We start from the raw sequence: 25,735 nt of genomic DNA, 5'->3' as shown, positions 1-25,735 counted from the left end.
GCATGGGGTTAAAGGCGGCTACCTATACCAGCGCCAGCTTCTGCCTTCCGATCGTCGGTACGGGGCTTGTTCCGCAACAGTGCGGCCTACCTCCAGTGCAGCTTCTTTGCTACACGTGCCGCCTCCACATCGTGAAGTCATTGACCGCAAAGGAAATTGTATGGAGATCGATCCAGCCCATCATCGGCGCGACGGTCAACAACCTCGGCATCCATGGCGCGCACGGGTTTTTCGACATCGACGACGCGCTCCGGGACGAGTTCTGGCAGGTCAACGTCATGAGCGGCGTGCGCCTGGGCCGCCATTACGCGAAGGGCATGCGCGCGCGCGGCTGGGGGCGGATCCAGTTCGTGTCCAGCGAGGATGCCTCGCAGATGGAGGCGCGGTTCCTGGCCGAGAACCGGCCGTCGACGCTGTTGCGTCGCTTTGCCGATCCGGAAGAGGTCGCCGCCATGTGCGTGTATATCGCATCGCCGCAGGCGAGCGCGACGACGGGTGCGGCGCTGCGGGTGGAAGGCGGCATCGTGGAAAGCATTGCCTGAGGCCAGGGAGTCGGCTTGGCCCATCCCCCGCTTCGCGGGTACTTTCCCCGCAGGCGGGGGAAGATGAAACACAGAAAACCACAGGAGAACCAGGATGCAGATGCGAGAACTTGGCCGTTCCGGCCTCCAGATCGCCCCGCTCGTGTTTGGCGGCAACGTCTTCGGCTGGACCGCCGACCAGGCGCGCTCGTTCGCGCTGCTCGACCGCTTTTTCGAGCGTGGCTTCAACGCCATCGACACCGCGGACGCCTACTCCGCGTGGGCGCCCGGGCTGTCGGGCGGCGAATCAGAAACCGTGATCGGCAACTGGCTGACCAGGCGCGGCCGTCGCGACGACGTGGTGCTGATGACCAAGGTCGCCAAGTGGGCGCCGCGCAAGGGCCTGTCGGCGGCGAACATCGAGGCGGCGGCCGCGGACTCGCTGCGGCGCCTGCGCACCGACCACATCGACGTCTACTTCGCCCACGAGGACGACGACCAGGTGCCGCTGGAGGAAACGCTGACTGCGTTTTCGAAACTGGTCGAAGCCGGCAAGGTGCGCGCGATCGGCGCCTCCAACTACAGTGCCGCGCGCCTGCGCGAAGCGCTGGCGCTATCGGCCGAGCGCGGGCTGCCGCGCTACGGGGTGGTGCAGCCCGGCTACAACCTGCATGACCGCGCCGGCTATGAGTCCGATCTGGCTGGCGTGGCTGCAGAGCACGATCTTGGGGTGCTGAGCTATTTCTCGCTCGCCAGCGGCTTCCTGACCGGCAAGTACAACAACGCCAGCGATCTCGAAGGCACGGCGCGCGAGGCGTTCCTGAAGGGCTACTTCGACGCGCGCGGCATGAAGCTGCTCGACGTGCTGAGCGCGGTCGCCGCCGATCTGTCGGCCACCCCGGCGCAGGTCGCGCTGGCATGGTTGATGACGCGGCCGCAGGTCACGCCGATCGCCAGTGCCACCAGCCTCGCGCAGCTGGACGACATCATGGGCGCGGCCGCACTGGTATTGCCTGCGTCCGCACTGGAGGTGCTCGACCGCGCCAGCAGGCCGCACGCCTGAGCCGCGCGATTGCCCGGCGTCGCGTATGGTCGGCTGCGACGACCATGTGCGTGGCGACGGACAATCCACGAAACAAGGAGCCAACCATGAGCCGTGACACCCGGGAACGCTACGGAACTGTCTCCCGCTTCTTCCACTGGGCCGTGGCCCTGCTGGTCGCGTGGCAGGCGCTGAAGATCTTCGACCGCATCGACGACGGCGAACACTGGATCGGCCAGACCCTGGTGCCGTGGCACATCTCGGTCGGCGTGCTGGTGCTCGTGCTGGTGGTGCCGCGGATTTTCTGGGCGCTGCGCAACCATGGCAACCGCCCGCCCGCACCGCCGCCGGCGGCACTTGGCTTGCTGGCCAAGGCGGGGCACGTGGCGCTGTACGCCGCGCTGGTGCTGATGCCGGTGACGGGCCTCAGCATCATGCTCGGCAACGGCTACGGTCTGAGCGTGTTCGGCATCGAGCTGGTCGCCAAGGGCGCGAAGATCCCCTGGCTCGCCGCGTTTGGCGGCACCCTGCATTCGCCGTTGGCATGGCTACTGATCTTGATGGTCGTCGGCCACGCGGGGATGGCGCTGGTCCATCACTTCATCAGGAAGGATGGCGTGCTGCGGCGGATGCTGTAGGGCCGCACGCCGGGGGGCGCCGTGGTGCCGTGGCACACGGCCAGGGGCTCGTTTCGGACGGGTGCCCAAGCCGGGGAAGGCCCGTCTTTGCGAAGGCGGAGCGGACTTGGATCCGGACGTGTCGTGCAGCCTTCCTTGCTGCGAACTTCGCGGCAGCCGTTGCTGTCGGCGGGCGTTGGTCGTGGGTCGGTCTCGATCGCGGCTGAAGCCGCTCCTGCAGACGTCATGTCGTTTCCCTCGATCGGGGAAGACCCTTATTCCTGCGCCGCCCCCGCCACGTTCTGCAGTTCGCCCAGCCCTGCCGGAGCGAGGTTGCGCAGCAGGTCCTCGAAGCCGAGGCCGACCAGGCGCTGCGCGCGACGCAGCAGGATCGGGACAGGACTGGAGGGCTCCTGGCGCGCGTAGTAGTCGCAGATTTCGTCGATGCGCCGGACCACGTCCGACGGGCCCGCGATCCTGCCCGGCGCGCCGGCAGCGGGCGCGCCCGCACCCTCGTCGCCGGCCACCGCCTCGCCGGCTTCCTCGCTCGCGCCCACCGTGCCGGTGCGGGCGGACCATTGCGCCTGCAGGAAGCGGTCGAGTTCGTACAGGTCCGACAGCAGCGGCTTGAACTCCGGCGCGCTGGTCGAAAGCCGTTCGGTCAGCAGCGCGTCGATGGCGCGGGCGTGCGCCAGCGCCGCATGCACCGCTTCGGCGTTGCGGCCAAGCAGGTCTTCGGGGCAGTCCAGGCAGCAGGCTTCGATTTCGGTGGTCGAAGCCTGAGCGTCGCTGTCACCGGCGGCCGGCTTGAGGCTGCCGCTGGCGATGCGCAGGTCGCGCAGGGCGAATGCGCCCAGCCGCGCCGACTGCACGAACGGGGTGTTGCGCAGGTACCCCAGCGGGCCCTGCGGATCAGCCAGCGGCATCAGCGCATTGACGCGCGCGGTGGGGTCGTTGTCGTCCTCCGCATCCAGCTGCGGGTGCACGCCGTCCCAGTGCTGCTCCAGCAGCGCCAGCACCAGCGCCAGGCCATCGCGCCAACCGGGCAGGCCGTGCATGCGCAGCCATGCGGTGGCGAGGATCACCGCCACGCGCAGGTCGCGGGTGCGCTCGAGCAGGGCCAGCGCCGATGCAGCCAAGCGGTCCCAGTCGGGTTCGTCGGCTTCGCCATCGTCGCCCCCGACCACACGCTCTCCACGCGGCGCAACCGCCCGCTCCAGGGCCATGAAACCGGCGTCGTACTCCAGGTCGGGACCGGACGGCGCATCGCCCTCGAGCGGCGCGGCCAGCGCCATGATGTCTACTCCCGTGCTCATGCCGTGATCCCCCGTCGCACGTGCCTGTCGATGATGCTCATTGCAGTGCCTCGCATTCCGGGCTCGGGAAATCGGGGTCGCATTCGGGCTGCTGGTCGGCGGGCAGGCGCACGCCCGGCTCGACCAGGCCGTAACCCCGGTAGTTGGAGGCATCCGCGCCCACGTCCACGTAGGCCACCTGGCGGTTGCTGGAGGTCTGCGCGCGCCCTGCCCACACCGAGGTCGGCACGTTGACTGCATCGCCGACGATCGGCAGCAGCGAGCCATCGGGCCGCACCGCATAGAAATACGCGGGCGGCGCGCCCAGGGTCGCGACCTGCGACTCCAGCCCCATGACGTAGATCGGCGACGCCGGCAGGCCGATGCCGCCGCTCGCCAGCCAGGTGCCGCGCCCGTTGTAGAGCCAGTCGGTACCGTCCTGGTGCAGGTCGCCGTCGACTTCGATGTGGAAGTCCGCGGTGCCGGCATCGATGGTGAAGTTGCTGCCGTTGAGCGAGGCCAGGGTGAGCGAACGGCCGTTGGTCATGCTGAAACCGCTGCGCGCGGTGAAGTCGCCGATCCGTTCGACCTGGTTGTCGACAAAGCGCGTCGCGTCGCCGAGATTCACCGCGCCACCGGCGCGGCCGCTGAGGGTGCGCGCAAGCAGTTGGCCGTCCGCGCCCTGGGCGATGCCGCCGGCGACCTCGAGCCGGATGTCGGCCGCGGACATGCGGCCGTCGATCGCGAGGTCGCCTTCGGACAGCGTCACCAGCAGCGCGCCGGTGCGCGCATCCACCGGGCCGGTGACGGCGAGCGGGCCGGCATTGGCGAGGTGGATCCGGCTGGCCGAGAACGCGCCCAACTGTTCGATGCGGTTGGCTCCGGCCAGCCTGGCCTCGCCCGCTGCGCTGCCGGTCAGCAGGGCGGCACCGACTCGACCGCTGCTCTGCACCAGGTCACCGCCACTTTCCAGATGCAGGCTGCCGCTTGCCAGGACGTCATTGTTGAGCATCACGCCGGTCGCGCCCTGCAGCGTGATATCACCACCGCCCAATGCGGCGCGCGTGGTCAGCGTGCCGCCCTGGGCCGCCAGATGCAGGTTTCCGGTTCCGGTGTCGATGGCCTGTACCGGCAGGGTCAGCGCACCGGCGGCCACCACCTGCACGTTGGCGTCCTGGCCCGAGCGCAGATGCGACAGCGTCAGGTCGTTGCGGTCGCGCAACGTGATGGCGCCGCCGGCCAAGCCGACCGGACCGCCAAAATCGTTGCTGGCGTTGTCCAGTGCGATGTCGCCGCTTCCGGCATCGAAGTGTGCGCTGCCGCCAACCTGGAATGCGCCCGACTGCGCGATCCCGCCGCTGCGCACCGCGAGCGACAGGTCCCCGCCCACGTCCAGCGTCGAGGCCGCAGTGAAGCTGCCCGCATCCACCGCCAGTGCGCCCACCGCGACCGTGTCGGCAAAGCCGACGTGTCTGTCCGCGTCGACCGACAGGGCATGCGCGCCGCCAACCGTCGAGCCAAACGCGACGTTGCCACCTGCTTCCAGCGCCACGTCGTTGGCCAATGCGAGCGCGCCGTCGTAGACCTGGTCACCGACGGTGGCGATGTTCTGCCGCAGGACGATGGCATTCGCCGACGCCTGCAGGCTGGCCGCATCCACCGCGCCCAGGGACAGCGTGTTGCGATCATGGATCGAGACCGCACCGCCGACCAGCGAGACCTCGCCGACGAAGTCGTTGCCGGCGTTGGCCAGCACGATCGCACCATTGCCTGCATTCAGCGCGCTGGTGCCATCGACGTGCAAGGCCCCGGATTGCGTGATCGCACCGCCATCGCTGCTCGCGGCCAGATTGCCCGCGATCGTGCCGGCGCCGAGGTCGAGCGCGCCGTGGCTGGTGGCCGCCAGCGAGCCGATATCGAGCGCGCCCAGCGTCAGCGCGTTGGCGTCGTTGATCAACACTGCGCCGCCGCCCAGCGAGACCTCGCCGACGAAATCGTTGCCGGCGTTGATCAGGGTGATCGATCCGCGCTCCGCATCGAGCGTGGCCGGTGCGCCCACCGTCAGCGCGCCGGACTGCGTGATCGCACCGCCACCGCTGCCCGCGGTGAGCGCACCGGCAATGCCGCCGCTGCCCAGGCCGAGGGCGCCCTGGTTGGTGGCCGTCAGCGAGTCGACGTCGAGCGTCGCCAGGGTCAAGGCATTGCGGTCGCGGATCGACGCGGCAGCGCCACTCAGCGACACCTCGCCAGCGAAATCATTGCCGGCGTTGGCCAGGATGATTGCCCCCGCGCCCGCATCGATCGTACTTGCACCACCGATGTGCAGCGCCCCCGATTGCGTGACTGCGCCGCCATGGCTTTCGGCAGACAGATCGCCGGAAATCGTCCCGTTGCCGAGGCCGAGCGCGCCCTGGCTGCTTGCCGACAAGGCGTCGACATCCAGCGCGGACAGGACCAGCGCGTTGCTGTCGCGGATCGTGGCCGCGCCACCGCTCAAGGCCACGGCCCCCACGAAATCGTTGCCGGCATGGTCGAGCGTGATCGCACCGCTGCCGGCATTGATCGTGCTGGCGCCTGCCACCTGCAGGGCCCCCGACTGCGTGATCGCGCCGCCCTGGCTGCTGGCCACCAGCGGGCCGGCGATCGTGCCGGTGCCGAGGCCCAGCGCGCCGTTGCTGCCCGCACTCAGCGCGCCGACATCCAGCGTGCCCAGCGCCAGTTCGTTGACGTCACTGATCGCCACTGCGCCGCCGGCCAGCGACACCGTCCCTGCAAAATCGTTGCCGCCGTTGGCCAGGGTGATCGCACCCGCGCCCGCATCGATCGTACTTGCGCCATCCACGCGCAGCGCACCCGCTTGGGTGATCGCGCCGCCGTGGCTGTCGGCGACCAGGTCGCCGGCAATCGTGCCGCTGCCCAGGCCGAGTGCGCCCAGGCTGCTTGCCGACAGGGCCTCGACGTCCAGCGCGCCCAGGACCAGTGCGTTGCCGTCGCGGATCGCGGCCACTCCACCGGTCAGGCTCACGGCGCCGACGAAGTCGTTGCCGGCATCGGCCAGCGTGATGGCTCCGCCGCCCGCATCGATCGTGCTTGCGCCTCCCACATGCAGGACGCCCGACTGCGTGACCCCGCCACCTTGGCTGCTGGCAGACAGGTTGCCGCCGACCACGCCCTGGCCCAGGCCAAGCGCGTCCCGGCTGTTCGCGGACAGGGTATCGACGGCAAGCGCGCCCAGGGTCAGCGCATTGCTGTCCCGGATCGCGGCGTCGCCGCCGCTCAGGTCCACCGCACCGGCGAAGTCATTGCCGGCATTGGTCAGGCTGATGTTGCCCGCGCCCGCATCGAAGCTTGCGCTGCCGCCAACCGTGAACGCGCCCGACTGCGCGATGCCACCCGCCTGCACCGCGATCGACAGGTCGCCGTCCACGGCGATCGTTGCGACCGCGCTGAAGCTGCCGGCGTCGACGTCCAGTGCCGCCAGCGCCGTGTCGCCGCCGACCGCGGCCCCAAACGTGACCGCGCCGTCGGCATCCACCAACAGGCGATGCGCGCCGTCGAGCGTCGAGCCGAAGCCCACATCGCCACCGGCGGTCAAGGCCAGGTCCGCAGCCAGGTCCAACGTGCCGTCGTACTGCTGGTCGCCGCTGGTGGTCACGTCGCCGGACAGGCCGATCGTCGCTGCAGTCGCATGCAGGCTCGCCACGTTGATCTGGCCCAGCGTCAGCGCGTTGGCGTCGGCGATCGCCACCGCGCCACCGGTCAGCGAGACGGCGCCGGTGAAGTCGTTGCCCGAATTGTCCAGCGTGATGGCACCGGTGCCTGCGTCGAAGTTCGACAGCCCGCCAACCGTGAACGCGCCCGACTGCGCGATGCCGCCCGTCTGCACCGCGATCGACAGATCGCCGTCCACCTCGATCGTCGAAGCCGCGCTGAAGCTGCCGGCGTCCACGTCCAGTGCCGCCAGCGCCGTTCCGCTGCCGACCGCGGCGCCGAACGCGACCGCGCCAGCGGCGTCCACCGACAGGCGGTGCGCGCCGTCGATCGTCGAGCCGAAGCCCACGTTGCCGCCGGAAGTCAAGGCCACGTCCGCACCCAGGCGCAGCGAGCCGTCGTACTGCTGGCCGCCGCTGGTGGTCACGTCGCCGGACAGGCCGATCGTCGCTGCAGTCGCGTGCAGGCTCGCCACGTCGACCTGGCCCAGCGTCAGCGCGTTGGCATCGGCGATCGCGACCGCACCACCGCGCAGGTCCACCGCACCGATGAAATCATTGCCGGCGTTGGTCAGGCTGATGTTGCCCGCGCCCGCATCGAAGCTGGCGCTGCCGCCAACCGTGAACGCGCCCGACTGCGCGATGCCACCCGTCTGCACCGCGATCGACAAGTCCCCGCCCACGTCGATCGTCGAGGCCGCGCTGAAGCTGCCGGCGTCCACGTCCAGTGCCACCAGCGCCGTACCGCCACCAACCGCGGCCCCGAACGCGACTGCGCCATCGGCGTCCACCGACAGGCGGTGCGCGCCGTCGATCGTCGAGCCGAAGCCCACGTTGCCGCCGGAGGTCAAGGCCAGGTCCGCACCCAGGCCCAGCGCGCCGTCGTACTGCTGGTCGCCGCTGGTGCTCACGTCGCCGGACAGGCCGATCGTGACTGCAGTCGCGTGCAGGCTCGTCGCATCGACCTGGCCCAGCGTCAGCACGTTGGCATCAGTGATCGCCACCGCACCGCCGCGCAGGTCCACCGCGCCGACGAAATCATTGCGGGCGTCGGTCAGGGTGATGTCGCCCGCGCCCGCATCGATCGTGCTCGTCCCGCCCACCGCCAGCTCGATGAGCTGGCTGATGTTGCCGCCGCCGCTGGTCGCGACGAGATTTCCGGAAATCCCGCCGTAGCCCAGCGACAATTCGCCGGCACTGGCCGCAGTCAGGCTGTCAGCGTCGATGAACCCCAGGCGCAACGTGTTCGCATCACGCACGCTGATCGCGCCACCCATGAGATTGGTCGTGCCGACGAAGTCGTTGCCGGCATTGGACAGCGTGATCGAGCCGGTACTTGCGAAGATAATGCTGTCGCCGCCCACGTGCAGTGCGCCGGTCTGGGTGATGTTGCCGCCGCCACTGTTGGCGTCGAGGGTACCGGCGACTGCACCAGCCCCCAGCGACAGCGCGCCGGCACTGCCCACATCCAGGCTGCCGACGTCGAGCGTGCCCAGGCTCAACGCGTTCGTATCGTTCACGAGGACCATGGCGCCGCGGAGATCCACTGGTCCGACGAAGTCGTTGCCGATGTTGGTCAGGGTGATGTTGCCCGTGCCCGCATCGAAGCTGGCGCTGCCCCCCACCTGGAACACCGCCGACTGCAGGATGTCGCCCGTCTGTACCGCGATCGACAGGTCACCCACGTTGATCGTCGAAGCCGCGCTGAAACTGCCGGCGTCCACGTCCAGCCCGGCGAGCGCGGTACCGCCACCCACCGCGCCTACGAACATCACCTCGCCATCGGCGTCCACCCGCAGCCGATGCGCGCCATTGAGCGTCGAGCCGAAGAACACGTGGCCGCCGGCGGCCAGGACAGCGTCCGCGCCGAGCAGCACCGCGCCGGCGTAGGCCTGGTCGCCACTGGTCGTCACGTCGCCGCCGAGGCCGATCGTCGTCGCCATCGCCTGCAGGCTGTTGGCGTCCACCTCATCCAACTGCAGGAGGTTGGCGTCACGGATGGCCACGGTCCCGCCACGCAGCTGCACCGCACCGGTGAAATCGTTGCCACTATTGGCCAGGTTGATGCCGCCCGCGCCGGCATCGATCGTGCTCGTCCCACCCACCCTCAGCGCGCCGCTCTGGCTGATCCCGCCGCCGCCGCTGGTCGCGACGAGATTCCCGGTAATCGTGCCGATCCCCAGCGACAGTGCACCGACACTGCCCGCGGTCAGGCTGGCAGCGTTGACGCTGCCCAGACCCAACACGTTCGCATCGTGCACGCTGACCGCAGCACCCTGGAAACTCACGTTCCCGGTGAAATCGTTGTCGCCATTGTCCAGGGTGATGTCGCCCGCACCGGCAAGGATCGTGGTCACCGCACCCACCGACAGTGCGCCGGTCTGGGTGATGTGGCCACCCTGGCTGATTGCGGTGAGGTTACCGGCGACAGCACCCTCCCCCAACGACAGCGCGCCGGTAGTGACCGCCTGCAGGCTGCTGACGTCGAGGGTACCCAGGCTCAGTGAGTTTGCATCGCGCACGCTGACCGGGCCACCGCGGAGGCTCACTGCTCCGACGAAGTCGTTGTTGATGTTGGTCAAGGTGATGTTGCCCGTACCGACATCGAAAATGGCATCGCCGCCAACGCTGAATTCGCCCCACAACGCGACCGACTGCGTGATGCCACCCGTCTGCACCGCGATCGACAGGTCGCCGGTCACCCTGATCATCGAGTCCGTGCTGAAGCTGCCGGCATCCACGTCCAGCCCGGCCAGCGTCGTGACGCCGCCGACGGCGCCGCCGAACGCGACCGCGCCATCGGCATCCACCGACAGGCGATGCGCGCCATCGAGTGTCGACGCAAAATCCACGTTGCCGCCGGCGGCCAGGGCCGCGTTTGCGGCGAGCACTACCGCGCCGTCGTAGTCCTGGTTGCCACTGGTGGTCACGTCGCCGGACAGGCGGATCGTGTTCGCGTCCGCGGTCAGGCTCGCCGCATCGACCTGGCCCAGCGTCAGTGCGTTGGCATCGGTGATCGCCACTGCGCCGCCGCGCAGGTTCACCGTGCCGGCGAAGTCGTTGCCGGCATTGGCCAGGGTCACGGCGCTGGCGCCCGCGTCGATCGAGCTTGCGCCCGCGACCAGGAGCGCGCCGGTCTGGGTGATGCCGCCGCTGGTGGTGGTGGCGGTGAGATTCCCGCCGATCGCGCCACTACCCAGCGAGAGCGCGCCGCCACTGGTCACGGCCAGGCTGGTCACGTTGAGCGCGCCCAGACCCAGTGCGTTCATATCGCGCAGCACGGCCACGCCGCCGGCGAGGTTCACCAGGTTGCGGAAGTCGTTGCCTGCATTGGACAGCGTGATCGCGCCGCTGCCCGCGTTGATGGTGCTGACGCCGTCCACGCGCAGTGCACCGGCCTGGGTGATGCTGCCACCGTTGCTGTTTGCAATGAGGCTCCCGCCGATCACGCCCTCGCCCAGCGACAGCGCGCCGGCGCTGGTCACCTGCAGGCTGCTGGCGTCGAGCGTGCCCAGGCGCAGCGCGTTCGCATCGCGCACGCTGACCGGGCCACCGCTGAGGCTGACTGTTCCTTCGAACTCGTTGGCGAAGGCCATCAGGTTGATGCCGCCGGTGCCGGCATCGATGGTGGCATTCCCGCCCACCGCCAGCACGTTGGTCTGGACGATCTGCCCGCCGGAGCTGGTTGCGGTGAGATCTCCGGCGATGACGCCAGTCCCCAGGTTCAGGGAACCGGTGCTGGCCACGTCCAGGCTGTCAGCGCTGACAAGGTAGAGCGTCAATGCGTTCGCATCGCGCAGGTTGACCACGCCACCGCTGAACTCCACGGACCCGGTGAAGTCGTTGGCGACGTGGTCCAGTGTGATATTGCCGGTGTCGGCATTGATCAAGACCCACCCGTCCACCGACAACCCGCCGCTCTGGGTGATGTTGCCGCCGGTGCTGATTGCGTCGAGACCCCCGCTGATCACGCCAGTGCCCAGCGACAGCGCGCCGGCACTGACCGCCTCCAGGTAGCCTACATCGAGCGTTCCCAGGCGCAGCGCGTTCGCATCGCGCACGACGCCCGAGGAAGCGCTAAGGTCCAGTGTTCCTTCGAAATCGTTGGCCGCGCGGTTCAGCTGCGCCGTTCCCGAGGTGACCACGCTGCTCGCGCCGGATGCGTGTACTTGACCACCCGTCTGCAGCAGCCTCGCCGCGGAGACATCGAACGCGCCGGTAGTGAGCGCAGCAGAGAGATTGATATTGCCCGACGCCTGCAGGTCGACCTGGCCCGCACCGGCATCGATGTTGCCGCCCACCGTCAGGTCTCCGCTGGCGCCGCCGGCCAGCAGCGAGATGGTGCCGTCGGGGCCGAGTCCGATGCTGCCGGCGGCGAGGGTGCCGGTGTTCATCACGGCCGTCGACAGACCGGGCGCGAGCTCGCCTTGCAGCCGGATCGCTCCACCGTGCGCGGAGATCGTCCCCGCGTTCAGCACGCTTGCGCTCATGCCCACAGGCAAACCGGCGACCGGGCCGGTGATCTGCACGACCGTCCCCCCCGGCACCAGCTCGACCTGCGCCTGTCCGCCCCCCAGCAGCGCCGCCAGGCCGGTGCCCACGTCGATGCTGGCGCCCGCCATGTTCTGCGCTGCGCCCCCGAGCAGGACCACGCTGCCATCGGCGGCGGTGATGGTGATGGTGCCGCGGTTGATCACCGTCCCCGCAGTGCCGCCTTCGCGCCAGACGAAGCTGTCGACGCCCATGTCGAGGAACTCATCGGGGTCGTCGGGCATCAGGGTCGAAGCCACCAGTCCGCCGACGCTGATCGTCGCGTCCTCGCCGAACACGATGCCGTTCGGATTGATCAGGAAGATCGTGCCGTCGGCGCTGAGGTTGCCCAGGATCTGGCTGGCGTTCACGTCCAGGATCTGGTTGAGCGCCACCTGGCCCGCGACCTGCTCGAACTCCACCAGCGCCATGGTGCCGATGTCGAAGGTGTCCCAGCGGATCAGGGCCCGGTCGTCGATCTGGGTGATGCTCAGGGTGGTGTCGTCCGGAGTGATGTTGCCGATGCCGCCCACTGCGTCCCAGCCAGTCGGCAGCTGCCCCGGCGCGACCTGCGCCAGCGCGCCGCCGGAAGCGAGGACCAGCGCGATCGCCAGCACGCTCCGCCGCCCTGGGCGCGACCCGCAGCGGGATGCGCCGCCGGCGCCACGACCCGATGCAAGCTCCGAGGCCACCTGCACCAGTCCCAGCGCGCGATTGAACACAATGCGATAGATGTGGTTCATGTCAGGGTCCTCAGAACGTCATGCCGAGCCGGAGCCAGGTGCGGAAGTCGTCGCCATCGGAGGCGTCGGTGCCGCCCACCGGCACTGCGGCCGCGAGCCGCAGCTCGAGGCCGTGGAAATGCGGCAGGCGGAACTGCAGCCCCGCGCCCGCACCGTGGTAGCTGCGCGCCTGCGCCGGCGACAGCCCGCCGTCCGAGGCCATGACGCGGCCATGGTCGACGAACACTTCGAACTGCAGCAGCTCGCGCCAGGGGCGCCCGCCGAAGGGCGAGGCGACGTCGCCGAAACCGGGCGCGTCGACCTGGTATTCAAGCGTGGCCTGGTAGCCCAGGTCGCCGAGCGCATCGGACACCGGCAGCGAGCGGATGCTGTCCGGGCCGCCAAGCGCGATCTGCTCCATCGGCACCAGCACGTCGCTGGTGTACTGCCCGTACAGACGGCCGAACAGCCGCTGCGACGGGGTCAGGTACTGCATCCGCGCCAGCGACACGCGCAGCAGGGTCCAGTCGCTGTCGCGCGCGGGCGTGACCAGGTCGGGATCGAGCGAGCGGTCTGCCAGTGCGTGGCGAACGTTGGCCTGCACCAGGTTGACGCCGCGGCTGCGGCGGGCGACGTGGCGCAGCACGAAGCCGACGTCGAGTACATCGAACTCCTGGTCGGACAGGGTGAAGCCCAGTGCCTGCAGCTGCGAATGCTCGCGCACCAGGCGCAGCGTTCCGTGCATCTGCAGCAATGGCCGGTTGTGGAACTTCCAGTCCACGCCCAGCTGGGCGTTGGTGGTGGGGCCGGTCAGTCCGAGCGCGGCGAACGGGCCGCTGGCGACCTCCATCTCGCTGCGCGAATACGAGGCCGCCAGCGAGAGGCCATCGACCGCGTGGACCGGCACCGTCCAGCCCAGGTAGGCGGAGGTGCTCTGTTCGGGCGAGAAGCCGTGCACATAGCCGGCGCTGATGACATCGCCCAGGCCCAGCGCGTTGCGGTAGGTCAGGCCGACCTGGCCGCGGTAGCGGCCGGTGAGTTCGGTGCCATGGTTGCTGGCGCCGAGCGTGACCGAGTACGGCCGCGCCTCCTCGGTCGCGGTGATCACCATGTCGGTCTCGCCCTGCGCCAGGCCCGGCTGCAGCACCGCCGAGGTGCCGACGCCGGGCAGGTCGCGCATGGTCAGCAGCGCGGTGTCGACCTCGTCGCGGTGCAGGCTGCGCCCTTCCAGGCGCCGCGCGGGCGCGGCGATCGCGCTGCTGCGCACGCGCCGGTTGCCCTCGACCAGCACCCGGCCCAGGCGGCCTTCCAGCACGTCCAGCGCGACCACGCCATCGGCGCCGACGGTCTGCACCGGGATGTACGCGGTCGCGACAACGAACCCGGCCTTGCGGTAGGCGGCGGTGACTTCCGTCGCCACGTCCTGCAGCTGGTCGAAGTCCAGCGTGATCTCCGCCGCGCCGCCGGCCAGCGTCCTGAACCTCTCATCGAGCAGGGCCTGCATCGAGGCGGGCGTGATTCCGCGCCGCGGATGCGCGCCGACGCCGCTGATGCGGAAGCCGCGCGTGGGCACGGTGGCCTGCGTGGCCGTGGCGCGATCGCGCAGCGCCGGCACTTCCACCGCGGGCGCATCGAGCGTAGGCGGGGCCTCGGTTTCACGCAGCGCCTGCTGCGGATCGGCCGGCTGCCAGCCGGCGGCCGGCGGCGGGTCCTGCTGCGCCCATGCGGGGGCCAACGCGGCCAGCGCGCATGCACAGGCGATGGCCAGCAGCGACCGCGGCATGCGTCCCCCCCGGCACCCGACGATCGCAACGACTTCAGACATCACCCAACTCCGTCTTCATCTTCAGAATCCAGTGCGCCGCGGCAGCGCCTGCGATGGCCACCCCCACGGCGACGGCAATCAGCAACGCCAGCCAGCGTCGCGGCACCGGCTCCCCATGCAGGTTGGCGCGGTCGAAAGCGGGCGCGTCGCGCCGACCGGCATGGATCGGCTTGCGTTCGGTGACGTCCAGGCGCTCGCGCATGGCGGCAAGCACCCGGCGGCGACGTTCGCGGTAGGTGGCGCGGCTGATGCCGCCCTGCTGGTAGCTGTCGCCCAGGGCGCGCAGCGCCGCGTTCGCATCGTGTTCCCAGCTGCTCATTTCAGCTCCCGCAGGACACGGAAGCCGACATCGGCCTGCGCGGCGCCCGAATCCACGCGACGCGCTTCGACGGTGCACTCCGACCACAGGCTGGCGTAGCTGCCGCCCTGCACCGCGAGGCTGCCCCTGCTGTCGGTCCACTCCCAGACGTTGCCGCTCATGTTGATCAGCCCCCAGGGATTGGCCGCGCGCCCGCGCGCGGACACCGGCGCGCCGCCGCTGCCGGCGTCGGCGGTCGGCGGCACGCAGTTGCTGTCGGGCGCCTGCCGCCAGCCGGCGGCGGCCTGCGCGGCGTGCCGCCATTCGGCCTCGGTGGGCAGGCGATGGCGCCAGCCACCGGTGGCATGCACCAGCCAGCGCGCATAGCCGCGCGCCTGCTCCACGGGGACACCGGTCGCCGGCAAGGTGGCGGCGGCACCGCTGGCGGCCGCCAACGGCCGGCAGCGCCCGGTGGTGGTGCAGTACACGTTGAACTCGCCGACCGTCACCTCGGCGCGAGCGAGCGCATAGGGCTTGCCGCCCGAAACACCCGGCACCACCACGAAGGTCGGCCCGCGACCTTCGCCGATCGCGTCGTAGCAGAAGCGGCCGCGGCCCTCGAGGCCTGGGCGGCCGCAGGGATCCGGCCCGTCGGGGACCGGTGGCAGCACATCGTCCGGGTCAATCGCCGCGGCGGTCGCCGCCTGGGTCGAAGGCGGCACGCCTGCAGGTCGATCGGCGCGACGACGGCCCGGTGTCGCGGCCTCGCCTGCCCCATCGGTCGCCGCCGCAGGCGCCAGCGCGCGCAGCCTGGCGCGCAGGCTGCCCTCCGGCAGGCGGCCGCGTTCGCGCAGCTGCGCCTCGAGCATTTCGAGCCCGGCGCGATCGCTGCGTACGATTTCGTCCAGTTGCGCCACCAGCGCCGCATGTTCGCGAACACCGGGTGGCGACTCCCCTGCGACCCCTATCGCCATGACCAGAGCATAGCGGGCCTGGGCACGGCGCAGGCCCTCGCGGTCGCCGAGCAGGGTGCTGGCTTCGCCAAGCAGTGCCAAGGCCCGGCCCATGTCGCCCGCCGCTGCGGCGCCGGACGCTGCGCCGAGCCAGGCGTCGGCGGCAAGCTGTGGCGCTCCCGTGGTGGTGAACGCATCGTCGGGCGCGAGCGCGCGCAGGCGCAGCAGGGAGTCGCGGATCTTGTCGAGGTCGCCGGCCGCGCTGGCATGGCGCAGCGAAGCGGCGCGCGCCTGCACCTCGGCGCTGGTGGCTTCCCCGGCCAGTCGCGCATCCAGCGCTGCCCGCAGGCTGGCCAACCTGTCCTGCTCGGCCAGCAGCGCGGGCGCCTGCGGTACCTGTTCCAGGCCAAACGCAACCAGGGCCGATGCAGACGCCAGCTGCAGGGGCTCGCGTGCGCCCGCGGCCTGGTGGGCGATTGCCCGCGCCAGCGCATCGAGCAGCGCCTGGTCTTCCGTCTCCAGGCCAAGCCCACGCAGTGCCGCCAGCGCCGCGGCGACATCGGTGCGCCATGCCGGCTCGCCGGACGGCTGCGCGATCCGCGCCGCCAGCAGGGTCCGCGCCGATTCGGCATCGCGCGGCGCGGCGTCGGCGGGCCGGCTGCGGCTCGCCTCCTGCGCGACGGCGGCTTCGAGGTCGGCGGCGGCCAGTTCCAGGCGCAACGACTGCGGGAAATGCGTCCGCGCTTCCTGCAGGCGCGTCGATGCCAGCTCGAGCCTGCCGCCGGCGGTGGCGCCTGCGACCGCATCGGCGAGCGCCAGCTCCAGCCCGGGATGGCGCAGCAGCACGCTGTCGGGATCGATCGCGCGGATGTCGGCCAGCGTGTCGGCGGCATCGTCATCGCCGGCGACGTCGAAGATCGCGCCCGATTCGATCTGCGCGGTGAGTTCGCTGTCCAGTGCGTTGAGCACGTCGGGCATCTCCGCGGCCATGCGCTGCGCGCGCGTGTCGAGCGTCGGCGAGAACAGCCGCAGGTGGTTGCGCAGCGCGAACACCCCCTGCGCCAGCACGTAGTTGTAGCGGCCCTGCGCCGGGTTCCACAGCGCGTCCAGCCGGCGCAGCAGGAACGATTCGATGCGCTGGTTCTCGCCCAGCACCAGCGCATCGCGATCCTCCGGCGACAGCGCCGACAGCGCCGCCATGGCCGCGCCTTCGTCGGGGAAACCGCCCGCCCCGTCGGCAGTGAAGCCCGCGACCACCGCCGCCAGCTGGCGCTGGTGCAGCCAGTGCGAGACGCCCCAGCCGGCGCCGCCGGCGGCCAGCACCAGCGCCGTCCCGTAGCCGACCAGCGGCAGCAGCCGTTCGCGCGCGGGCACGTGGCGCAGGCCTTCGAGCAGTTCGGCCACCGAGGACAGCCGATCGCTGGCGCGCAGCGCGACGGCCTGCCGCAGCGCGCGCGCCTGGCGCCGCGTCACGCCCTTGACCTTCGGCGGCAGGCGTCCCTCGCGCAACGCCACCTCCGCACTGACCTTGTCGAAGGGATGCCGGCCGGTCAGCAGTTCGTGGCAGACGCAACCGAGCGCGTAGACGTCGTCGGACGGCGAGGGATCGGCGCCTTCGATCATCTCCAGGCTGGCGTAGGCCGGGGTCAGCGCGCCCAGGGTCGAGGCATCGAAGACCGTGACTTCGCCGCTGCCGCCGGCGCCGTGCTTGCCGGCCCGGGCGATGCCGAAGTCGAAGACCTTGACCAGGCCGTCGGCCGTGACCATCACGTTGCCGGGCTTGAAGTCGGAATGGACGATGCCGGCTGCATGCGCGCGCGCGAGTGCGCGCCCCATGCCCTCGATCAGCGGGTGCGCCTGCGCCAGCGGCATGCCGTTGAAGGCACGCTCGCGGATCAGGGTGCGCAGGTCGGAACCGTCGATGTACTCCATCGTCATGAAGACGATGGTCCCGGCCTTGTCGAAGTCGTAGACGCGCACGATGTTGTCGTGCGCGAGCTGCTGCGAGCGCCGCGACTCGCGCTGAAGCGCCACCAGCGAATCGGGATGGCGGCGAAACTCGTCGTTGAGCACCTTCACCGCGAGGTAGGGATCGCGGTCGTGGGCCTCGACCTTGCGCTCGTCGCGGGCCAGGTACACCACGCCCATCCCGCCGCGGCCGAGTTCGCGCTCGAGCAGGAACCTGCCCTTGAGCAGCATGCCGACGCCGGCAACCTCGCCCGCCGCGGCATCGGCGATGCGTGCCCACTCGGCGCTGGCGACGCTGGCGGACGTGCTGGCCCCGGTGTCGCCGCCGGTGCGCCCGGTGCCAGGTTCGCGCGGCGGCGGCAGCGGTGCGCGCGGCAAGACCCGGGTGGCCTCGTCCTCGACGGCGGCTGCAGGCGCGCGCCCGGCCACCGGCATCACCACGGTGGCATCGTCGCTGGCGGCGGCGCGCAGCGCCTCCATCCGCGTGCGCAGCGTGGTCATCGTGTCCTCGTCGAGCTCGGCGCGAAAGCGCAGCAGCGTCACCACGCCGGCGCTGTACTCGGCCTCCGGCAGCACCCCGCGCGCGGACAGCGCATCCAGCACCCCGCCCAGGTCGATCTCTCCGCGGCTCAGCGCGGTCACCAGTTCCACCACGTCCGCTTCGCTCCTGCTCATTGCCCGGTCTCCTCGAAGCACACCGCGATCGCCGACACGTTGTCGCGCGCGGCGCGCTCGAGCGCGAGTTCGAACAGCCGCCGCACCAGTCCTTCCGGATCGCGTGCGCGGCCGCATTCGAGATCGAGTTCCTCGTCGCCGACCTCCTTGTTGATGCCGTCCGAACACAGCACGAAGGTGGTATCGCGGCCGCTGGCGGCGATGGTCCAGTCGACGAACAGCTCCGGCTGGGCGCCGACCGCGCGGGTCAGCGCACCCGGTGGCGGCTGGTCGACCGGGGCCACGCCGCCGAAGCGGGTGACGTCCTCCCTCTGCCCGTGCACGTGGTCGACGGTGATCTGGCGCAGGCGCCGCCGGTCGAAGCAGTAGCCGCGGCTGTCGCCGACCCAGCCGCACAACGCTACGTCGCGATCGTGCACCAGCACCACCACGGTCGATCCGATCAGGTCGAAGCCGCGCTGCCCGGCGATGCGGATCAGTTCGGCGTTGACCGCTTCGAGCGTGTCTTCGATCGCGTCGATGAAATCGCAAAGGTCGTCAGGCCGGTCCAGCGCCGCCAGTCGCTCGACGATCAGGCTGCTGGCCAGGTCGCCAGCGGTGTGGCCGCCAAGGCCATCGGCCACCGCCCAGATGCCGGCCTCGTCGCGAACCAGGATCGCGTCCTCGTTGCAGCGCCGCACCTTGCCGGTGTCGGTGCGGCCGCAGGAGCGGGCGAGCGTCGCGCGCATCAGGCCACCTCCGCCTGCGCACCGGCGTGCAGCAAACCGACGAAGGTGCTGGCATCGGGCAGCCCGCTGCCCACGCGCAGGGCGCCGCTGCCGCCGAAGTCGCCCGGATGCCACCACAGCGAGCAGCCGTTCGCGCCCAGATGCCCCCACAGCGCCGCCGGCAGGCGCGCTGCGCCCTCGGGCCACGGCAGCCAGTAGTCGCGCCGGCGGCGATCGATGCCAGTGGGCAGTGCCGGCAGGGTCGGCTCGTCTTCGATCTCGGGCAGGCCGAGCGCGGCGATCGCGGCGTCGAAGCGCGCGGCATCGATGGCCGGATCGGCCTGCGCCGCCCATGCCACCGCCGAGACCGCGTCATACCAGCGCCCGCCGTCGGCCAGCACGCCCGGCTGCGCAAGGCCGCCGGCCAGGCGCGCGGCAACCACCATCGGGAAACAGCGGCCGACGCGGTCGCTGGCCGGCAGCAACACGCCGCACCACGCATCGCGGCCTGCAATGCCCGGCGAGAGCAGGAAGCGCCACGCAGGAGCGGCGCGGTAGGCCTCGCTCCAGCGCGCGCCGAGGCGGTCGCGAGCGCCGGCCACGGCATGCGAGAACGCGCGGTCCCAGGCATCGATGAAGTCCGGCGGCAGCCGGCGCTGCACGAAATCCCCGGCCCCGGGCAGCTTGCCGAAATAGCCCGGCGACGCGCTCATGCGCGCGCCCCGCAGCGAAACGCCTGCAGCGCGTCATCGAGGAACGGATTGCGCAGGCTGCCGGCCTGCAGCGGCAGCGCGACGGTGCCCCCGGCAATGGTGAAGCGGGCCACGAAATCGACATCGGACACGCGCGACAGCGCCTGCGCGCCCAGCAGCCGGAACATCGCCCACTCGCCCTGGTGGACGATCCGGCCAATCTGCACGCCTTCTGCGTTGAACGCGGTGAGCGAGGCCTGGCTTGGCGTCGGGCCGGGCCACTGCATCGGTGCGACGCGCTCGCTGCCCTGCGCGGTATCGAAGGCCTGGCCGTCGATGTCGACCAGCACCCGCGCGATCGGCGCGGACATGATCGCGGGGCGCAGGGTGAAGCGCACTTCCGGCAGCGGCCCGGCGCGGAAGTAGGCGCGCCGGATGCGGTCGGCGGCCTGCATCCGCGCCGGCAGCCCGGCCGGGCCGCCGGTCATGCCCGGCCCCTCGCGCCAGCGCCAGGGGTCGCGGCTGCTGTCGATCAGGCGCGCCAGCGATTCGCGGTGCAGACGGTCGAAGCGCCCGCCCTGGGCGAACAGTTCGCCGAAGTCCTGCAGCGGGATCTCGGCCTCCGCCGCCGGATCGAACGGGTAGCGGCCGCGCACGTAGTCGGCGCAGTCACTGCCGATCGCCTCGCGCGCCTGCTCGGCCAGCGCATCGCGCGCACCGCTGGCCACCAGCGACTCGCTGTCGCCGGTCAGCGCTGCCAGCCAGCCGGCGACCGGCTGCGGCAGCTGCGAGACCATCTGCCGGGCCGACAGCAGCTGCGGGTTGGGCTGGCCGGCATCGAAGCCGGTCATGGTCAGCAGCGCCTTGCCCAGTTCGTCGACCGCGGCCAGGGTGCGGTCCAGCGGCGTCGCTCCGGCCGCGCCCTCGGTAAGTTGGTTGAGCGCTGCGAAATGCGCCTCGATCGACTGCCCGGGTTCGGCCGGTGGCGGCTCGGCGCTGCCCAGCACGGCCTGCAGCGCCTGGTTGCGGGCGGCTGCCTGCCCGGCTGCGGCCGTGGCCGCGGCGGCGGCCTGTGCGCTCAGCGCTGCCGCCGCGCCATCGGCCTCGGGCAGCTGCCGCATCTGCGTGGTGTGGCTGCGCAGCAGCTGCAGCAGCAGCCGCAGCGGCGAGCCCGGGCCCGAGACCTTGGCCGCCACCAGGCTGGCCTGCTGCAGGTCGACGGCCGGCTGCAGGCGCAGGTCGGCCAGCAGCCCGTCCCAGGCGCGGATGTAGTCCTGTTCGTACAGGGCCTGCACCTGCTGCACGGTGCGCGCACGGCCCAGCGCATCGCGCCGCGAGGCGCCCAGCACCCGGTCGTCGGCCAGGAAGCGCTCGACCTCGGCCTCGATGCCACCGTTGACCTGCGCGGCGAACACCGGCTGGGTGTAGATCGCCGGCCAGGGCTCGGACAGCGGCTTGCCGCTGTCGCGCAGGAACACGTCGCCGAGCAGGCCCAGGGCCTTGTCCAGCCGCGCCTCGTCCGCCACCTGGTCCTGCAGCGACAGCCGCAGGCTGCTGTAGACCAGGCTGGACAGGTCGGCCGAACCCAGCGTGTTGCGCGCCTGCTCGACGCGCGCCTGGTCGATCGGCAGCGCGCGCAGTGCGTCGGGTTCCGCCAGCAGCGCCTGCAGGTGCGAGGCCAGCGCCGCCTGCAGCACCGGATCGCGCGGGAACAGCCCGCGCCATTCGATCGCGGCCAACGCCGACAGCTCTTCGGCGTCGGCGTGGCGCGGCTGGCCCAGCATCAGATAGGCCTTGAGGTAGTAGTACAGCGCCTGCAGGTCGCCGGCATTGCCGGCCAGGCCGCGCCGGAACTGCGCCCCCAGCGCCGGAACCAGGCTGGCGTTGAGTTCGCGCAGGTAGGCATCGCGCAGCTGGCCGCCGGCCGCGGCGCCCTGGTAGAGGCCGGCGCGCATCGTCCACGGCACGTCGCCGCGATGGCGATCGGCAACCTCGACCACCGGCCGCAGCGCCTCCAGCCTCTGTAGGGTGAGTGCGAAGTACTGCTGCGGCGTGGCCGCCGACTCCAGCGCGGCGACCTCGGGACGCGCGTCGAGCGCGGCGCGCACGTCGGCCAGGTAGCGCACGTTGCGCGTGTAGCTGGTGGCCATCGCCGCCAGCATCGCGATGCTGCCCAATCCAATGCAGGCCACCACCGCGGCCATCGCCAGCCGGCGGCGGCGGTCGCCCGCGGGATTGCTGCCCACGAACCCCGCCTCGGCGAACACGACCTGGCGCAGCAACCGTTCGACGAAGAACGTCCGTCGCTGCACGCCGGGCGCCTGCACGCGCGCGGCGTCGACGCCGAAGGTGCGCGCGACCGCGCTCATCATGCGGTCGATCGGCGTGCCTTCCTGGGTTCCCGAGGTCATGTAGACGCCGCGCAGCAGCGGCGCAGGGCCATAGGCGTGCCCGGCGAACACGCTCTCGACGAACTCGCGCGCGGTGTCGCCGAAGGAGGCGAACTGTTGCGGGAACGACAGGATGGCCGCGCGCCGGTTGCGGTCGCGCTCGTGGTGCAGGCGATCGACCAGGCGTGCGTTGAGGCGGTCGAGCAGTTCGTTGAAACCGGCCGCGAAGCCGCGGGCGGCGCTGCCGTCGACGGTCCTGGCCACCGGGAAGGTCACGCCCCAGACCTGCGCACGCTGCTCCGGGTTGAGGTCGTCGAAGAACTCACTGAAGCCGGCCACCAGGTCGCATTTGGTGAACACCAGGTACACCGGCACCTGCACCTTGAGGTGTTCGGCCAGTTCGTCCAGGCGCTGGCGCACCGCCTGCACGTGCGCGTCGCGCTCGCGCTCGTCGAGCAGCAGCAGGTCGGACATGCTCATCGTCACCAGCACGCCGTCGATCGGACGCTCGCGGCGGAACCTGCGCAGCAGGCGCAGGAAGCCGCCCCAGCCCTCGGCGTCGGCGCGGGCGTCGGAATCCTGGGTGGTGTAGCGGCCGGCGGTGTCGAGGAACACCGCCTCGCCGGTGAACCACCAGTCGCAGTTGCGGGTGCCGCCGACGCCGCGCAGGGCCTCCTTGCCGAACTGGCCGGCCAGCGGGAACTCCAGGCCCGAGTTGCGGACCAGGGTGCTCTTGCCCGAACCCGGCGGGCCGATGACGACGTACCAGGGCAACGCGTAGAGGCTGCGGCGGCCACCGCGCCGGCGCAGCAGCTTCACCGCATCGCGGAAGCGCGATTCGAGCTGCGCCCGCTCGGCCTCGGATGCCGCGTCGCGATCGTCGCCGATGGCCGGCCTGGCGGCGGCGTCCAGTGCCTGCCCCATGCGCCGCGCGCGGGCGCGTTGGCGCAGGGCCAGCACCAGCACCACCACCGCCCAGGCCAGCAGCAGGCCGAGCATCGTCGCCAGTCGCGCGGTGGCCGTCGCCAGCGGCACATGGCCGGCGACCGCAATCCACGGCGCCGCGACCCACACCAGTGCGCACAGCACCAGCACCGCGAGCAGCGACAGGCACCAGCCCGACTTCAACACCTCCAACACCCTGCGCATGGCTCAGTCCCCCGGCTGGTACAGGATCTCGACGCGACGGTTGCGCGCCCGGTTTTCCGCCAGCGCGACCGGCGTGGCCAGCGGCTGCGAAGCGCCCGCGCCGACCACGTCGATGCGGCCCGCGTCGCTGAGCGACGCGGTCAGCACGTCGGCCACGGCGCGCGCACGTGCGGTGGACAGCTCGTAGTTGTCCTTGAAGCGCAGCGAGCGCAGCGGCTGGTCGTCGGTATGGCCAACCACGAGGACACGCCCCGGCAGTTGCTCCAGCGCTTTGGCGACGCGCGCCACCAGCACGCGCGCGTCATCGCCCAGGGCGTCGCCGCCCGAGGCGAACATCGTGGCGGCCGCCAGGCGCACGCGGGCCTGGCCATCGTCGCGTTCCTCGACCTCGAGCAGGCCGGCCTGCGATTCGTTCGACAGCAACTGCGCCAGGCCCAGGCGCGGCACCGTGCGCGGCAGATCGCCCGGCGGCGGCACCGTGGCCAGCCCGATGCGCGCGGCCTCCGCGCCGATCGGCGCGGCCTGCTCGTTCAAACGGGAATGGAACCAGGTGAACGCCGCCAGCAGCGCGCAGGCCGCCACGCCGCCCGCGATCCACGGCACGAAGCGATGCAGCAGCCGGCTGCGGCGCGCCACGATGCCGCGCCACTGCGGCGACAGCGCCTCGTCGGGTTGTCCGCGATGGGCGCGGATGCGCCGGTACAGGTCGTCCTGGATATCGGCCAGCCGCGCGCGACCGCCGGCCTCGATCTGGTAGCGCCCGGAAAACCCCAGCGCCAGGCAGGCGTACATCAGCTCCAGCAGTTCGATGTGGCGCGGCACGTCCTGCAGCAGGCGCTCGAGCAGCTGGAAGAACTTGGCGCCGCCGTAGGACTCGCCGTGGAAGGTGACCAGCAGGGTGCGGCTCGACCAGCCGCTGTGCTCGCCCCACGGCGAGTTCAGCACCGCCTCGTCGACCATCGCGCAGATCACGTAGCGCGCGGCCGTCGCCGCCTGCGTGCCGACGCCCAGCTCGGTCAGGCGGCCCTCGAACCTGCGCACCTGCGCCTCCACCTGCGCACGCAGCGCCTCGGGGTCGCCGGCGGCGGTGCTGTGCCGCAGCTGCACGGCCAGCAGCAGCAGCGGACTGGCCGCCTGCACCATCGGGTTGAGCCCGCGGCCGAGGAAGGCGCTGATCTCCTCCCCCGCCGGCGCTGGCACCGCGGAGGCTGCCGGCGGCGCCGCGGCGCTGGCGCCGGCCGGCTGCCGGGGGCGGACGATGGTCGCGTCGTCCAGCGGATCGTAGCCATGCGTGCTCATGCGCTCATCCCCTGATCGCCCACAGCTGCAGGTCCAGGCCGGGGTAGTCGTTGCCGAAGTGCAGGGCGATGCCGCCCGCAGTCTTCAGCTCGCGCCACATCGCGGCCTGGCGATCGAGTTCGAAATAGACGAATCCGGCGTGGTACGGGATCTGCCGCGGCGCCACCGGCATCGGCGACAGCCCGACGCCGGGAAGCTGCAGGTTGACCAGGTCGCGGATCTTCTCGACCGGCCCGATCTTGGCCAGCGCCGGCAACTGCCGGCGCAGTTCTTCCGATGGCTGGTCGGCGCGCGCGGCCAGCACGAACGCGGCGTTGTCGAACAGCGATGGATCGGCCGCCACCGCGACCCAGACGCCGTACTTGCGCTGCTGCACGGGGATCGCCAGCGCGTTCTGCTCCAGCACCGCGCTGAGGCTGCCGCGCAGCGCTGCGACGACGGGCTCGAAGCTGGCTTGCAGCGTCTCGTGGCGATACGGCGGCAGCGCGGGCGGCCGCTTGCCGGGCGCGGTGAAGGTGGCCAGTTCGCCGGCCATCGCCACCAGCGCGGCGTACAGCGCTTCGGGATGCGGGGTGGAGGCGTCGGCCCAGTGCGCGACCAGCGGCTGCCAGCGGTTGACCGCCTGCAGCAGCAGGAAGTCGGCAATCTCCGCCGCGCCGCCGCGGTCTGTCAGCGCCACCCGCCCGGCCAGCGCTTCGCCGCGCTGGTGCAGCAGGCCGAGCAGTTCGGTCAGGAAGGTCGCCAGCCGCGGCGCGGCGCGACAGTCCAGCGCGGTCGGGATGAAGCCCTCGTCCAGCACCACGCGGTTGTCGGCGCGGCACTCCACCACCCGCGCCAGCGGAATCCTGGCCAGGCCTTCGGGCGACCGCGACCCGGGCAGCAGCCGGGTGGCGAGCCCGCCGACTTCCAGCAGCACGCCGCCCTCCACGCTGCCCGACGCGTCGACGGCCTCGGTTTCGCGCACGCGGTAGCGGACCAGGCGCTCGGCCGGTGCGTCGGGCCATGCGCTGTCCGGCTGCGCCGGCGAACGCAGCGGCAGGGTCAGGTAGACGATCTCGTTGCGGCAGCCCGGCTCGACCTCCAGCGCCATCGGCAGCGGATCGTCGTCGGGCATCGAGAACGGGGTGCCGTCGGGAAACACGCCGCGCGCGCGGCGCAGGCCGAAGCGGCCGACGGCGAGCAGGTCCGGTTCCAGCTCCAGCTCGGTGAACCCCCACGACTGGGCGCGCAGGCTGCCGGCACGCAGCTCGATGCGGCGCTCGAGGTAGCGCTCCTGCTGCTGCATGTGCTGCGGCCGCAGGAACAGCCCCTCGCTCCAGACGATCTTGTTGTTCTGCGTCAT

General features: G+C 71.3%; 13 protein-coding genes. 3 read left to right on the top strand and 10 right to left on the bottom strand.

The features are described 5' to 3' along the window. Positions 1-2 precede the first annotated feature (2 nt). The 3 genes from ACW5DW_RS09070 to ACW5DW_RS09060 all read left to right on the top strand — a co-directional run bounded on the left by ACW5DW_RS09070 (position 3) and on the right by ACW5DW_RS09060 (position 2,201). A complete protein-coding gene (locus ACW5DW_RS09070) occupies positions 3-542 on the top strand; it encodes an SDR family oxidoreductase (RefSeq protein ID WP_457018514.1) in 540 nt (179 codons plus the stop codon). Positions 543-636: 94 nt separating this feature from the next. Beyond that, entirely contained in the window at positions 637-1,584 is a 948-nt protein-coding gene (locus ACW5DW_RS09065) for an aldo/keto reductase (protein ID WP_457018513.1), read from the top strand. An 86-nt stretch (positions 1,585-1,670) separates the two neighbouring features. Further along, positions 1,671-2,201, top strand: a complete 531-nt coding sequence (locus tag ACW5DW_RS09060; protein ID WP_457018512.1) for a cytochrome b — start codon at positions 1,671-1,673, stop codon at positions 2,199-2,201. Positions 2,202-2,455: 254 nt separating this feature from the next. Here ACW5DW_RS09060 and tssA read toward each other — a convergent pair whose 3' ends face one another. The 10 genes from tssA to tssK are packed head-to-tail and all read right to left on the bottom strand — an operon-like array spanning position 2,456 to position 25,735. Continuing rightward, complete coding sequence (gene tssA, locus ACW5DW_RS09055; RefSeq protein ID WP_457018511.1) at positions 2,456-3,496, bottom strand: type VI secretion system protein TssA; 1,041 nt, start codon at positions 3,494-3,496, stop codon at positions 2,456-2,458. A gap of 37 nt (positions 3,497-3,533) precedes the next feature. Beyond that, positions 3,534-12,458, bottom strand: a complete 8,925-nt coding sequence (locus ACW5DW_RS09050) for a two-partner secretion domain-containing protein (protein WP_457018510.1) — start codon at positions 12,456-12,458, stop codon at positions 3,534-3,536. A gap of 10 nt (positions 12,459-12,468) precedes the next feature. Then, positions 12,469-14,220 (bottom strand): ShlB/FhaC/HecB family hemolysin secretion/activation protein, encoded by a 1,752-nt coding sequence (locus ACW5DW_RS09045; protein WP_457018851.1) that lies wholly within the window; start codon positions 14,218-14,220, stop codon positions 12,469-12,471. A gap of 34 nt (positions 14,221-14,254) precedes the next feature. Further along, on the bottom strand, positions 14,255-14,581 hold the full coding sequence (locus tag ACW5DW_RS09040) for a hypothetical protein (RefSeq protein ID WP_457018509.1): 327 nt from the start codon (positions 14,579-14,581) through the stop codon (positions 14,255-14,257). Then, the gene (locus ACW5DW_RS09035; protein WP_457018508.1) at positions 14,578-18,156 is read right to left on the bottom strand and encodes a protein kinase domain-containing protein; all 3,579 of its coding nucleotides are present in this window, start codon (positions 18,154-18,156) and stop codon (positions 14,578-14,580) included. The genes ACW5DW_RS09040 and ACW5DW_RS09035 overlap by 4 nt, the downstream gene beginning before the upstream one ends. Then, a complete protein-coding gene (locus ACW5DW_RS09030) occupies positions 18,153-18,884 on the bottom strand; it encodes a PP2C family protein-serine/threonine phosphatase (RefSeq protein ID WP_457018507.1) in 732 nt (243 codons plus the stop codon). Before ACW5DW_RS09030 ends, ACW5DW_RS09035 begins: the two co-directional genes overlap by 4 nt. Continuing rightward, complete coding sequence (gene tagF, locus ACW5DW_RS09025; protein ID WP_457018506.1) at positions 18,884-19,576, bottom strand: type VI secretion system-associated protein TagF; 693 nt, start codon at positions 19,574-19,576, stop codon at positions 18,884-18,886. The genes ACW5DW_RS09030 and tagF overlap by 1 nt, the downstream gene beginning before the upstream one ends. Next, positions 19,573-23,094 (bottom strand): type VI secretion system membrane subunit TssM, encoded by a 3,522-nt coding sequence (gene tssM / locus ACW5DW_RS09020; RefSeq protein WP_457018505.1) that lies wholly within the window; start codon positions 23,092-23,094, stop codon positions 19,573-19,575. The genes tagF and tssM overlap by 4 nt, the downstream gene beginning before the upstream one ends. A gap of 3 nt (positions 23,095-23,097) precedes the next feature. Beyond that, the gene (icmH, locus tag ACW5DW_RS09015) at positions 23,098-24,393 is read right to left on the bottom strand and encodes a type IVB secretion system protein IcmH/DotU (protein WP_457018504.1); all 1,296 of its coding nucleotides are present in this window, start codon (positions 24,391-24,393) and stop codon (positions 23,098-23,100) included. A gap of 4 nt (positions 24,394-24,397) precedes the next feature. After that, a complete protein-coding gene (gene tssK, locus ACW5DW_RS09010) occupies positions 24,398-25,735 on the bottom strand; it encodes a type VI secretion system baseplate subunit TssK (protein ID WP_457018503.1) in 1,338 nt (445 codons plus the stop codon).

The organism is Luteimonas sp. A482 (genome assembly GCF_054072655.1).
This window is presented reverse-complemented; position numbering and strand designations above follow the sequence as displayed.